General features: G+C 64.4%; 12 protein-coding genes. 8 read left to right on the forward strand and 4 right to left on the reverse strand.

Annotated features, from left to right (window positions below; translation table 11 throughout):
• Window positions 1-218: 218 nt before the first annotated feature.
• Genes VB672_RS03570 through VB672_RS03580 form a run of 3 tightly spaced genes read left to right on the forward strand, consistent with a single transcriptional unit; the run spans window position 219 to window position 4,219 of the window.
• Window positions 219-2,066, forward strand: a complete 1,848-nt coding sequence (locus VB672_RS03570) for a monovalent cation:proton antiporter-2 (CPA2) family protein (RefSeq protein ID WP_329782794.1) — start codon at window positions 219-221, stop codon at window positions 2,064-2,066.
• On the forward strand, window positions 2,066-3,445 hold the full coding sequence (locus VB672_RS03575) for an MATE family efflux transporter (protein WP_329782795.1): 1,380 nt from the start codon (window positions 2,066-2,068) through the stop codon (window positions 3,443-3,445). The genes VB672_RS03570 and VB672_RS03575 overlap by 1 nt, the downstream gene beginning before the upstream one ends.
• A 39-nt stretch (window positions 3,446-3,484) precedes the next feature.
• Window positions 3,485-4,219, forward strand: a complete 735-nt coding sequence (locus tag VB672_RS03580) for a DUF937 domain-containing protein (protein ID WP_329782796.1) — start codon at window positions 3,485-3,487, stop codon at window positions 4,217-4,219.
• Here the strand turns inward: VB672_RS03580 and VB672_RS03585 are convergent.
• Window positions 4,216-4,542, reverse strand: a complete 327-nt coding sequence (locus tag VB672_RS03585) for a DUF1127 domain-containing protein (RefSeq protein ID WP_329782797.1) — start codon at window positions 4,540-4,542, stop codon at window positions 4,216-4,218. The genes VB672_RS03580 and VB672_RS03585 overlap by 4 nt on opposite strands.
• A 352-nt stretch (window positions 4,543-4,894) precedes the next feature.
• Here VB672_RS03585 and VB672_RS03590 point away from each other — a divergent pair, with 352 nt between their 5' ends.
• The gene (locus VB672_RS03590; RefSeq protein WP_329782798.1) at window positions 4,895-5,785 is read left to right on the forward strand and encodes a LysR substrate-binding domain-containing protein; all 891 of its coding nucleotides are present in this window, start codon (window positions 4,895-4,897) and stop codon (window positions 5,783-5,785) included.
• A gap of 7 nt (window positions 5,786-5,792) precedes the next feature.
• Here the strand turns inward: VB672_RS03590 and VB672_RS03595 are convergent, their stop codons facing one another.
• Window positions 5,793-6,722, reverse strand: a complete 930-nt coding sequence (locus VB672_RS03595; protein WP_329782799.1) for a DMT family transporter — start codon at window positions 6,720-6,722, stop codon at window positions 5,793-5,795.
• Window positions 6,723-7,336: 614 nt separating this feature from the next.
• On the opposite strand from VB672_RS03595, the gene VB672_RS03600 reads away from it, so the two are divergent.
• Window positions 7,337-7,957 carry a hypothetical protein gene (locus tag VB672_RS03600; protein ID WP_329782800.1) on the forward strand — a complete coding sequence of 207 codons (621 nt, stop codon included), beginning with the start codon at window positions 7,337-7,339 and terminating at the stop codon, window positions 7,955-7,957.
• Window positions 7,958-8,046: 89 nt separating this feature from the next.
• Here the strand turns inward: VB672_RS03600 and VB672_RS03605 are convergent, their stop codons facing one another.
• Together VB672_RS03605 and VB672_RS03610 are read right to left on the reverse strand one after the other, a co-directional pair.
• Window positions 8,047-8,829, reverse strand: a complete 783-nt coding sequence (locus VB672_RS03605; protein ID WP_329782801.1) for a cysteine hydrolase — start codon at window positions 8,827-8,829, stop codon at window positions 8,047-8,049.
• 599 nt (window positions 8,830-9,428) lie between these two features.
• A complete protein-coding gene (locus tag VB672_RS03610; RefSeq protein WP_329782802.1) occupies window positions 9,429-10,343 on the reverse strand; it encodes a LysR substrate-binding domain-containing protein in 915 nt (304 codons plus the stop codon).
• Window positions 10,344-10,539: 196 nt separating this feature from the next.
• On the opposite strand from VB672_RS03610, the gene VB672_RS03615 reads away from it, so the two are divergent.
• The 3 genes from VB672_RS03615 (at window position 10,540) to VB672_RS03625 (ending at window position 12,618) form a co-directional block, all read left to right on the forward strand.
• Entirely contained in the window at window positions 10,540-11,055 is a 516-nt protein-coding gene (locus tag VB672_RS03615) for a hypothetical protein (protein ID WP_329782803.1), read from the forward strand.
• A 63-nt stretch (window positions 11,056-11,118) separates the two neighbouring features.
• Window positions 11,119-11,871 carry an SDR family NAD(P)-dependent oxidoreductase gene (locus VB672_RS03620; RefSeq protein ID WP_329782804.1) on the forward strand — a complete coding sequence of 251 codons (753 nt, stop codon included), beginning with the start codon at window positions 11,119-11,121 and terminating at the stop codon, window positions 11,869-11,871.
• Between the two features lie 51 nt (window positions 11,872-11,922).
• Window positions 11,923-12,618 carry a type 1 glutamine amidotransferase domain-containing protein gene (locus VB672_RS03625; RefSeq protein ID WP_329782805.1) on the forward strand — a complete coding sequence of 232 codons (696 nt, stop codon included), beginning with the start codon at window positions 11,923-11,925 and terminating at the stop codon, window positions 12,616-12,618.
• Window positions 12,619-12,853 lie beyond the last annotated feature (235 nt).

The following is a 12,853-nucleotide window of genomic DNA, read 5'->3' on the forward strand; positions in this document are numbered from 1 at the left end:
AGCGTCATGGCCGGGCTTGTCCCGGCCATCCCGATTTGAAGGGCGTCACGCTCTACAGAAGCGAGATCACCGGCACGAGGCCGGTGATGACGTCGAGAATGTAAGACCGAACCTGTGCGGTGATGCACGAAGCGCGGCCATTCCCGTCAAGAAACGCTCGCCCTTGCCCATAAGAATCCCTAGAAAGGTGAAACAGTTTTTCTCCCCCAAGCTCGGTCATGGCCTCCACCGCATCCCACGTCAGCTTCCTTCCACCCATCCTGACCTTCTGCGGCGCAGCGGTCGTGGCTGTGCCCGTGTTCCGTCTCCTGGGCTTGAGCGCCGTCCTGGGCTATCTCGCCGCCGGCGTCGCCATCGGCCCGTCGGGCTTGAGTTTGGTGGAGGATCCGCAGACCATCGCGACAGTCGCGGAATTGGGGGTGGTGCTACTCCTGTTCATCATCGGACTCGAGCTGAAGCTGTCCCATCTCTGGGAGATGAAGCGGGACATTTTCGGCCTCGGCTTCGCCCAATTGACCGTCACGGCACTCGGCCTGGGCGCCGCGGCCTATGCCATCGGGTTCTCGGCTGAAGCCTCTTTCGTCACCGGCGTCGCCGTCGCGCTCTCGGCCACCGCGATTGCGCTCCAGATGCTCGGCGAGCGGAACGACCTGCAGACGCCTTACGGGCAGCGCTCCTTCGCGATCCTGCTGTTCCAGGATCTGTCCGTCGTGCCGCTGCTCGCCATCCTGCCGCTGCTCGCATCCGGCGCGGCGGAGCAAGGCTCCCTTATGGATCGCCTCCTGGGGGTCGGAGAAGCGCTTCTCGGCATCACGGCCGTCGTGCTGATCGGCCGTTACGGGCTCAATCCCTTCTTCCGCATCCTCGCCCGCAGCGGCGCCCGCGAGGTGATGACCGCCTCCGCGCTGCTCGTGGTGCTCGGCGCCGCCTTGCTCATGCAGGAGGTCGGCCTCTCCATGGCGATGGGCGCCTTCCTGGCGGGATTGCTGCTGGCGGAATCGAATTTCCGGCATCAGCTCGAAGCGGATATCGAGCCTTTCCGCGGCATGCTGCTCGGCCTGTTCTTCATGAGCGTGGGCATGTCGATCGATCTGGCCCTCGTCCGCGAGCAATGGCTGCTCCTCGCCATTGCGGCACCGGCCGTCATCATCGGCAAGAGCCTTCTCATCACCCTGCTGTCGAAACTCTTCGGCGCCAGCTGGAGCGACGGCCTGCGGTCGGGAACGCTGCTGTGCACGGCGGGTGAATTCGCCTTCGTGCTCGTCCCGGTCGCAACAGGACTGGGTTTGATGTCGCCGGCCGAGGCGCAGCCGGTCACGGCGCTTGCGGCCATCACCATGCTGCTGGGCCCGCTCCTGTCGACTGCCGTCGAGAAGATGAACGCCAATCGCAGCGAGAGCGAAGAGCAGCCGGACCTGCAGGGGCCGTCCGGCCATGAGAGCGAGCTCGAAAGCCGCGTCCTCGTGATCGGCTTCGGCCGGTTCGGGCAGATCGTGAACCAGGTTCTGCTGGCGCAGGGCGTCGAAGCGACCGTGATCGACAAGAACGTCGAGCGCATTCGCGATGCGGGACGCTTCGGGCTCCAGGTCTATTACGGAGACGGCACCCGCCTCGACGTACTGCGTGCGGCTGGCGCCGAGAAGGCCGAGATGATCTGCATCTGCATCGACGATCAGGAAGCGATGATGAAGATCATCGAGATCATCCATGAGAACTTCCAGAACGCCCGCAGCTTCGTGCGCGCCTTCGACCGGATCCATGCGATCGAACTCATGAACCGGGACGTGGATTATCAGATCCGCGAGGTGTTCGAATCCGCCATCGTCTTCGGGCGGGCAGCGCTCGAGGAGCTCGGAACCGCCCCCGAGGAGGCCGCCGCCGCGGCCAACGACGTGCGCAAGCGCGACATCGCCCGCCTCGTGCTGCAGAAGGAAGTCGGCACCATGGGAGGTGCGGAGCTCGTAGTGGGGGCCAGGATCGCCCCGGAACCGCTTACCGTCCCCACGGGCAGAGCCAGGGCTCTCAGCCCGGAGACGCGAGACATCCTCGGTGAAGGCGTGTTGTGATGGATGCTGAGGCCTCGGTGAAGAAGGTCGATGCGACGAGCGAGGCCCCGCGCTTCGTGGTCGGCTCCACCATGCGCCATGTTCTCGTCATGACGGGCACGGCAGCGGCCGGCCTCGTTGCGATCTTCATCGTCGATCTCGTGTCGCTGCTCTACATCTCCTGGCTGCGCGAGCCGAGCCTGACGGCCGGGGTCGGCCTCGCCACGGTGGTGATGTTCTTCACGGTCTCGATCAATGTGGGCCTGATGATCCCCATCGGAGCGCTCGTCTCGCGCGCGCTCGGCGCGCGCCGGCCGGACGATGCGCGGCGCCTCGCAACGTCGTGCAGCATTCTCATGGCCGCGGTCGCGTTTCTCGTGAGCCTGATCATCCTGCCTCTGCTGCCGTTGATCCTGGGCACGATGGGCGCGCGCGACGAAACCTACGAGGTCGCGAAGAACTTCCTCTGGATCACCCTGCCGACGAACTTTCTTATGGCCATCGGCATGGCTTTCTCCACCGTCCTGCGTGCCGCGGGTGATGCCAAGCGCAGCATGTATGCCAGCCTTTCCGTGGCTGCCGTCACGGTCGTTCTCGATCCGGTTCTCATCTTCGGGCTGGGCCTGAAGGCCAACGGCGCGGCACTGACCATCAACATCGCGCGCGTCGCCTATGTTTATGTGAGCTTTCTTTATCTCACCCGCGCTCACCGCCTTCTGGTCAAGCCCGAATGGAGGGCGATCGCTGGCGACGCGCGATCCTTCTTCTCCATTGCGGTTCCAGCCATCCTCACCAACATCGCGGCTCCCATCGCCAATGCCTTCTTCACGGGCGTGATGGCGCAGTTCGGCGATCAGGCGATCGCCGCCTCCGCGATCATCGACAGGGTCACGCCGGTGTCCTTTGCTGGCGTTTTCGCATTGGCTGGCGCCATCGGCCCCGTGCTCGGCCAGAACTGGGGAGCGCAGCGCTACGACCGCATGCGACAGACGCTCAAGGACGCGCTGACCTTTACGGTCGTCTATGTCGGCAGCATGTGGCTCATCCTGTTCCTTGTGCGGGTTCCGCTCACCCAGGCTTTCAATGCGCCGCCGGAAACGGCCGAGATTGTCCAGTTCTTCTGCCAGCTCAGCGGCTTCATCTGGTTCTTTATCAGCCTCGTCTTCGTGGCCAATGCGTCGTTCAACAATCTTGGCTATCCCCTGCTCTCCACTTTCTTCAACTGGGGGCGAGCCACCCTGGGCATGATCCCGTTTGCCTATTTCGGCGCTCAGATCGGCGGTCCCAAGGGGGCGCTGTTGGGAATCGGGGCGGGATCCGTGGTGTTTGGAATCGCAGCCGTCATCACTGCGTTCTGGACAATCCGGCGCCTGGAGAGGCAAGCTGTTGGAGCCGCGTGAGAATTCAAGCGTAGGCGTTTCGTTGTCGAGGAGGCTGCCATGTTCAACTGGTTCGATCTGATGCGCCAAGCTCAGACCAGCGCCGCCCTCGCGGCTCTCGCGCAGCAGTTCAACCTGTCAGGGGATCAGACCCAGAGGACGATGGCGGCCTTCATGCCGGCCTTCGCCATCGGGCTGCAGCACGCCACCGCTTCCAACGACCCGGCGCGCCTCTTCCAATCCATGATGAGCGGCGCTTTCCAGAATTTCTGGCAGGCCGCGGGCAATCCCTTCACGCCTCAGGCGCAGCAGGACGGCAGACGGCTGCTGGACCAGCTCTTCGGCTCCGACGAGGTCAGCCGCCGCGTGGCGCATCAGGCCGCCGCCTATGCAGGTATCAGTGCTGAGACCATGCAGCAATTGCTGCCGCTCCTGGCGGGCATCATGGCCGGAGGCATGGCGCAATGGATGACGGCCCATGCCCATGCCCTTCAATCCTTCGCATCCTCTAAGGAGAACGCGACGGAGAAGCCGGGCAGCAGCAATCCCTGGGCGGAGATCTGGACCGGATGGATGACCGCGACGAACCCTGAGAAAAAGCATGCCAATCCGTTCGAAGACATGATGGCGAGCGTTCTCAAGACGCCGCCTCCGAAGGCGCCGGAGGCAGAAGCTCCCTCTCCTCCATCCTTCGACGAAATGATGGAAAAGGGACGCGAGATGCAGCAGCAATATCTCGCGTCCCTCCAATCGATCTTCAGCGATGCCTGGACGACAGATCCGTCGAAGCGTTAGACGCAGCGCTTGATCGGCGTCACCATGGGAACCACGGGTCGGACCGACCGAGCCGAGTGATCGGGCCTCTCGGCGCGGGAATGTCGCTCCGCGGTTCGAACCAGCACCCATGACGGGTTGCGCGTGAACGGCTCGTCGAGCGCGCTCGTCACATCGCTACGCGTCAACCCGATATCCTTCAGCATCCGATCGTCGAACTCGGCGAGGTGTTTGACCTCTCGGCGGTGCTGCAGCGCCTTGACGAGATTCGTGAGCGCACGGGCGAACTGCCCCAGAGCGGCCATTCCTGAGAAGGTCATCGACGACAATGCGGACCGGTTCATCGGAGGTCTCCTTGCTCTCACGTTCAGTTCGTCGGCCGTGAAACGCTTTGGAATGGGCGTTCCAGGATGTTCCAGGTGTTCCAGGATGTTGCAGGATGTTGCAGCACCTGTTCCAGGAGCGTTCCAGGGCGGCAGGCTGGAGCGTTCCAGGGCGTTCCAGCATCCATTCCAAGAGATATTCCACGGCGTTCCGCGAGTTGATTGGAAGCTCCTGCCATTGGGCTCCCACTCAACTCGTTGATTCTCCTGATTCATTTCTCAGGATATGAAGGGTGTACCAGATGCCTTTCATCACTTGAAACGATTGTTTGAGATATGTATCATCAAGATGATTGATGATGAGGGCCTTGCCATGCATCTGCTTGATATCGACCAGCTTCGGACCTTCGTGGCCATCGCGGACACCGGATCGTTCACCCGCGCGGCGGAGATCGTGCACAAGACGCAGAGCGCCGTCTCCATGCAGATGAAGCGGCTGGAGGACCGGGTCGGCAAGGCGATCTTCGAGCGCGACGGGCGCCTGTCGAAGCTCACCGACGAGGGCGAGCGCCTGCTCGACTACGCGCGCCGGATCGTGCGGCTCAACGCGGAATGCATGGCCTCCTTCGACGACAACGAGCTCACCGGCCGCGTGCGCCTCGGGCTCCCCGACGATTACGCCGACCGCTACCTGCCGGAGATCCTGGCCCGCTTCTCGCGCTCCAACCCGAAGGCCGAGGTGACGGTGATGTGCGAGCCGACGCCGAACCTGATCGAGCGCGTGCAGCACGGGGACCTGGATCTGGCCATCATCACCCATGTGGACCGGCGCGGGCCGTCCGAGATCGTGCGCATCGAGCAGCTTCTGTGGGTCACGTCCACGCGCCACGGGGTGCACGAGGAGAGCCCGATTCCCCTGGCCCTCGGCCGCCCGAGCTGCGACTGGCGCCATTCGGCCACGGAAGCGCTGGAGAGCGCGAGCCGCCCGTTCCGCGTCGCCTATGTGAGCTGGCATTCCACGGCCGTGGGCGCCGCCGTGATGGCGGGTCTCGCCGTCTCCGTCCTGCCGGAGAGCGCCGTGCGACCCGGCATGCGGATCCTCGGGCCGTCCGACGGCTTCCCGGCCCTGCCCTCGTGCAAGATCGGCCTGATCCGCGCCCGCGGCGAGGAGAACCCGCTCGCCGACGCGCTGGGCTTCCACATCAAGCAGTCGCTCGACAATCTCGGCTCGACCCGCACCATGGCGCCGCTGGCGGCCGAATAAATAACGATTACTTGGCGGCGGGCCGGCGCAGCACGAGCACGTTGCCGGCCAGCGCCAGCACGACGCCGATCACCGCGAGCGGCGTCCACACATAGCCCTCGATCAGGGTCGAGACCGTGAGCGCCACGATGGGGAAGAGCACCGTGGCGTAGCCCGCCCGTGCGGCCCCGAGCCGTCGCAGCAGGGTGAGGTACGACATGAAGGCCAGCACCGACGCGCCGACGGAGAGGTAGAGCAGCGAGCCGATATACTTCACCGTGGGCTCGATGATGAAGGCGTTGCCGCGCACCAGGTTGAGCGCCAGCAGCACCGCGCAGCCATAGGTCATGCCCCAGGCGGTGGCCGAGAGCAGCGGCACGCCCCGGCGCTGCACCACGGTCGAGATCATGTTGCCCGAGCAGAAGAACAGGGTGCCCATCACGCAGAGGCCCAAGCCCTTCAGCGCCGCCGCGTTGAAGCCCGCGCCGGTGATCTCCGGCCAGAACAGGAACACGATTCCCGCAACCCCGATCACGCCGCCGAGCGCCACCCGCGGCTCGACACTCTGGCGGAAGATCACGAAGCCGAGCACCAGGTTGAACACGGAGGCGAGCGAGAACACCACCGAGAGCAGCCCGGACGGCACGCTCAAACCGCCGTAATAGAACGACAGGAAGTTGAACGAGAACAGGCAGCAGCCCACCGCCAGGAAGCGCCCGTGATCGGCGAGCGGAAAGCGCACCCGGTGGCCGGTAGCGAGCACCCAGCCCCACATGAGCACGGCCGCGAGCAGGAAGCGCCACAGCACCGACATCTCCGGCGCCACCACCCCGAGCTGCGCCCGGATCCCGATCCAGCTCACGCCCCACAGGAACACCGTGGCGGCATAGAGCCCGAGCGTCGTCCCGTCGATCCCCTTGAGATCCTGCGCGGGCATGGCGGCGGTGGCGTGACTCATGGCATCATTCCTCTTCAGAGGAATCGAATACGCCCGGCAAAGCATCAGCACAAATGATGATATCTGATCGATTTCCGTTGGATCGGTGATGGAACATCCCGAAAACCGCTTCCGACCCTGAAACACAGGCTGAAACACCCCCGATACGGGGCTGCAACAGACTGGAACGGCGTTGCAGCCGTATCAGCCTGAAACTTCCCTTGCGGAAGGAATGATCGTCCTGACGGAGCGGAGCCCGGGCCGGATCAAGGGCGGGATTAACGCGCCCATTCTTCCCCCGCGTCATCACCCTCCGTCCTCATCCTGAACCCTCCGTCCTCATCCTGAGGAGGTCGCGCAGCGGCCGTCTCGAAGGAGGATCCAGCGCGCACGGGACCATCCTTCGAGACGCAGACCGACGTCTGCTCCTCAGGATGAGGGTCGTGGTTCTGGAAGACGGGTACTGGCCGAGCTGTTCCAGGTTCCTGCAAACGGGCCTCTCAAACGAAAAAACCGCCCGCGCTCGCCGCCCGACCCTGTCCCACTCCCCGACGAGCCGGGTTCCCGCGCAACCTTGACAATCGACCTGGATACGTCATAATGTTCATGTTTTGTTCTGACCGAAGAGCATTGCCGTGACGTCCTTGTCATCCTCCGAATTTCACCGCGAAAAGCTTGAACCCGAATGCGTGGCCGAGATGCGCGGGATGGTGGAGGGCTCGGCTCTCTCCCTCCGGCAGATTGCCCGGACGCTCGGTGTGTCGGCCGGCACCGTCTCGCGCTATGCGCGCCAGGAGGGCTGGCAGCGTCCGGCCGGACCGACGCCTCCGCCGGAAGGCGACACCCCGGCCCCGCAGGCAGAGGAACCCGATGCGCTCCCGCCCGCGCCCGCCCCGCCCCCTGGCCGCCGGGAGACCCCGCCGGCCGGGCGGCGCGAGCAGATCGTCGACCGGCTCTGGACACTCGCCGAGCGCCACGCCCAGATTCTGGAGACCCAGCCCATCGAGCGCGCCGAACGCTCCCTCCAGCCGCTCGCTCGCCTCACTCGCACCCTGGGCGAGATCGACAAGCACGCCCGCCCGCCCCTGCCGGCGCATGAATACGAGAAGGAATACGCCATCGACGCCCCCAAGCCCCGCCGCACCCTGCACGAGCTGCGCGACGAGCTCGCCGCCCATCTCGAGCGCATCCAGCGCGAGGAAGGCTACGGCTGGGAGGTGCGGGAATGGTGGTTCGAGGGTGGTGGGGGGATTTGAGGAGCGAAAAAGCCTCGCGGTGCGATACTCCCTTGAAGAGCCGGCCGTCGCTCGCGGCCGGCTCAGCCCTGTGAGAGAACAGGCACGATCTAGGCCGGCTGGGACAGGAGCCTGACGAAGTGATCGGACGAGATCACGGGCGCGAAGAAGTTGTTGATCCGCTCGTAGGCGGCCGCCTGCTGTTCGGGCTTCTGCGTCGCCGTGGCATCGCCGATGACGATCGGGAGATATCCGTTGTCGCGGGCCGCTCGGGCATTGCCCTCGATGCACCAGTCGAGGTGAATGCCCGTCAGAACGATCACCTCGATCTTCTTGCGGGAGAGTTCGAGGGGAAGCTGGGTTCCGACGAAGGCCGTTTGAAGGGCAAGCTCGTTGAACTGGAGATCGCCCGGCTGGACCAGCGCCTTCAGCTCGTCGACGAGTTCATTGTCGGCCTTCTTCTTCGCCTCGTCGAAATTCAGACCCTCGGTCCACGTCTCGTACTGCACCTTGTCGAAGATCGATTGCGGGTAGTCTTCCCGGAAGACCGAGTACCCGATCCAGCTGAAGGACTTGAAGTTGGCGGCTCGCCGGGCGGCTTCGGCCACCTTCACCGTTGCCGGAAGGGTTCCCCGTTCCCACTGCCGCTCGGCCGCCTGGGCACCCCAGGGACGATAGAGGGAGTTGTTCTGGCTGATCGACACGAACGCCGCCGGGCGCTTGAGGATCTCGGCCAGATTGAGCTTCTTCCACTGCGGGGCGAGGTCCGGGATCGGAGCAGGCGTGAAGGCCTTCTGTCCGTCCTGGGCCGAGGCCTGGGAACCGACGGCGGTGGTTGCGGCAAGACCGGCTGCTGCCGTCAGCAGCTGACGGCGCGAGGCATGTACGTTCATCGTGCGTATCCTCTTGGTATCGACAGACAATTCGTCAACGACGACACCCATTAGAGACCGCACGTCAGACTCCCAGCAAGTAGAACCACATTGTTATTTTTGGGCCTTTTACGGGAAAATCTTACAGTCTGGATCACAACAGGGAAAAACGATTTCACGATGTTTGGTGCAGCCGCGCAATTCTGTCTTCGGTGCGCTAATAAAGAGTGTAACGACCAATCCTGTGCCGGTGAATGGCACCGAGCGGGATCTCTCTGAACGACTGCTTCACGCTCGAACGCAGCCATTCACGGAAGCATCACGCCCGGCCCGCATCCGGCGCGAATAGCGCGATGGCTGGAAGGTGCGGGAATGGCGGATCGAGGGAGGATGGGGCAACTTAGACGCCGAGATCAGTGATGTCCGCAACGAGGCCGTCAGCGGATCTTCCCACATTCTTGACATCTTCTGCTTTTGACTCAAAGCGGCCCTTGTACTGCAGCGGCCACAACGATCGGAACTGGCCGGCCGCCGACCGTCTTCTTACAAGCTCATAGGCGTTTGAATCGGACTTCCATGTCGACGCAGTGTACGAACGGTTAACCGCTGCACATGAGTGACTATGGCGGGAAACTACGCCTGATCACGGCGGAACGAGAAGCGATTAGCTGGTCAATGTTCTGCAAGAAGCTCGCCAGCACGGGCGACGGATTGTCAGCTCGGTAGCCGGCGGCGATTTCAATCATCGGAGGGCTTCCCGCCAGCGGCCGGCTCACGACCGACCGGGGCAGCAGCGGTTCGACATACGCTGGGAGAAGCGTGAGGCCTCCTGTCGACGCGACGAGCGATATGCCCGTCGCAAATCCGTCGAGAAAGTGGCTCGGCGACAACGCCACGCCGCGCTCGCGCAGGTAACGCTCGACGATGCTCCGCAGGACATGAGGGGTATCCGAATAGCCGATGAAGGAAACCTGATCGAGGTCGGCCGGATCGATCTCGGAACGTTCGGCGAGCGGGTGCTCGCACGGCAGGATGGCCACGATCGGCTCCTCTGCGATCACCTTGTAGGTGACGTCGGGCTGGGGCTCGATGCGCGAGAAGCCGAGATCTATTTCACCGCGCTGCACGGCCGCGGCAATGGCGGGCGAGAAGTCGCTGGTGACGCGAAAGTCGATATCCTTGAGCTGATCGCGCAAGACATGTGTCACGTGCGACAGCCACTCGACTTCCTGGCCAGTCAGAAAACCGACCGAGAAGCTGGCCTTGGCCGGTCGGACCGCACGCCGAGCGGCGGCGACCGCTTCGGCCGCTTGCCCGAGCGCCAGCCGCGCATGGTCGAGGAAAGCCTGCCCTGCTGCCGTGAGCACAACCCCACGTGAGGTGCGGACGAACAGCTGGGTGCCGACCTCGAGCTCGAGGTCGCGTAGCTGGCGGCTCAAGGAAGGCTGCGCGGTGTGCAGGCGCTTCTCGGCGGCGACCGTCAGACTGCCTTCCTCGGCGACGGCAACGAAGTACCGGAGATGGCGAAGTTCCATCAGCCATACCTAGCAGGTATGGCCGAAAAAGCTACAAAGTCTTTCCGCCGCGACTGTGAATGAGCCATTTTAGAGCTCAGCTAAAGAGCACTGGCCGGCGGGTATGCCAGCCAAGCATCACGAACAATCGAGAACGTCCGCTGGTCAGCCCGCAATTTCGGGTCCGTGAGCGCGCGTGTGCAGAAGGAGCAGGGTCATGCCGTACGACCCCTTTTCGGCGCTGAGCTTCATCACCGGGCCGGCGATACTGACGAACGCCTGCGCGATTCTCCAAAACGGCGCGACCACGCGCTACAATCTCGCGATCACGCAATGGCGCGAGTTTCGCGCGTCGGTCGCGGCGGACGACGACAGGCTGTCGCTGCTTTACATCGATCCGGAACGCGCCCTGTCGCTCGCCGAACGGCGCATCCACATGCAGCTCCGCGCGCTCGGCCTGCTGAACGCGGGAGTCGCCCTGTTCGCGACGACAACGGTCTGCGGGCTGGTAGGCGCCTTCCTCGTCCAGGCTCTGTCCGTGCCTTCCGGTGCGGTCAGCCTGGTCATGATCGTCGCCGGCGGCGCCGCGCTCGCGGTCATGCTCGCAGCGCTCGGGGCACTCTTTCGCGAGGGCGCGTGCAGCCGCGCCATGGTCCGACTTCACCCCCACGCGAGCGAGCGCCCGATGCAGCGCACCACAACTCCGCAAGCCGCCCTCGGCGACGAGCCCTGAGGCCTGGCCCCAAACCCCGTCGGCGGGTCGCCGACACCCCAAGCACCACGAAAGGAGCTACCGATGATCACCACTTCGATCATTACGGGCGGCAGCCGCGGCCTCGGCCGCAACACCGCCATAAGCATAGCGCGTCGCGGCGGCGACGTGATCTTCACCTACCGCAGCGGTGCCGAGCAGGCGCAGGCAGTGGTCGCGGAAATCGAAGCGCTCGGCCGCAGGGCCACCGCGTTGCAGCTCGATGTCAGCGACATCGCCGCGCTGCCGGCGTTCGTCGAGCGTGTTCGCGCGATACTCCAGTCGTGGGACCGCGAGAACTTCGACCACTTGGTGAACAACGCCGGTCACGGCGAGATGGCGAGCTTCGCCGAAACCACGGAGGCACAGTTCGACCGCCTCTTCGACGTGCACGTGAAAGGCGTTTTCTTCCTCACCCAGGCGCTGCTCCCGCTACTCGCCGACGGCGGGCGGATCGTGAACTTCTCGTCGGGCCTGACCCGCGTCTCTTATCCGGGCTTCTCGGCCTATTCGGCCGCGAAAGGGGCGATCGAGATACTCACGCTCTACATGGCCAAAGAACTCGGCAGCCGCGGCATCACCGCAAACGCCATTGCCCCGGGTGCGATCGAGACCGACTTCCTCGGCGGGGCGGTGCGCGACACGCCCGAATACAACGAGGCCTTCGCCAACATGATCGCGCTCGGCCGCGTCGGCGTACCCGACGACATCGGCCCGGCCATCGCGAGCCTGCTCGGCCGCGATAACCGCTGGGTCACCGCGCAGCGGATCGAAGTGTCGGGTGGCCAGAACATCTGACTGCTCGCCCCATCCACCTGTCGTCATTCGGCAACCAGCAGGAGAATACCGATGAAAAATGTCCTGATCGTTCTTTCCGCCGCGGACACTTGGACCCGTGCCGACGGCTCAGCCTACGAATCCGGCGTCTGGGCCCAGGAATTCGTCGACCTCGACGAGGCCTTCATCCGCGCGGGGTTCCGGGTCGATCTTGCCAGCCCTGGCGGCATCGTGCCGACGATGGACAAGCGCAGCCTCGATCCGCGGACGGTGGGCGAGGCGGTGGCGGAGCGCATGCGCGCCTATCTCGCGCAAAACGCGCAGCGGATCGAAAACCCGCTGGTGCTCGCCGAGATCGATGCCGGCCACTACGACGCGATCGTCGTCCCCGGCGGGCATGGGCCGGTTGAGGACCTCTACAAGGATCCCGACATGGGCCGGGTGCTGCTCGAGGCCGACCGCGAGTCGAAGGTCATCGCCGCGGTCTGCCACGGTCCGGCGGCGCTGCTCGCGGTACGCGACGAGAACGGCCGCTGGCCTTTCGCCGGACGCAAGATGACCTCGCTCAGCGACGAGGAGGAGATTGAGTTCGGAACGGCCGAGAACGCCCCCTGGCTGCTGGCTGAGACGCTGCGCGAGCTGGGGGCCCACTTCGAGCAGGGACCGAACTGGAGCACGCATGTCGTCAAGGACGGCAACTTGTTTACTGGTCAGAACCCGCAATCCTCGGCGGCTCTGGCCGAAGTGGTGATCGCGGCGCTGCGGTAGCGCGGACTAGGCCTCGGGTGGCCCGCGATGCGCCGGCGATCCGGCTGGCCTCGCGGGCTCCGCCCACAGCGAGAAGGAGCAAGGCGATGAGCGACGTTACGACCAACGATGGACTCGAGATCCTCTACAAGGACTGGGGTCAGAAGGACGCGTAGACTTCATCCTGCGTACCCTGACGAGAGCAGTTCCATAAAGAGCTCTTGCGAGGTTGACGAACCGGAACCGCCCTTACTGG

The sequence above is a fragment of the Microvirga sp. CF3016 genome (genome assembly GCF_036314085.1).
GTDB lineage: Bacteria > Pseudomonadota > Alphaproteobacteria > Rhizobiales > Beijerinckiaceae > Microvirga.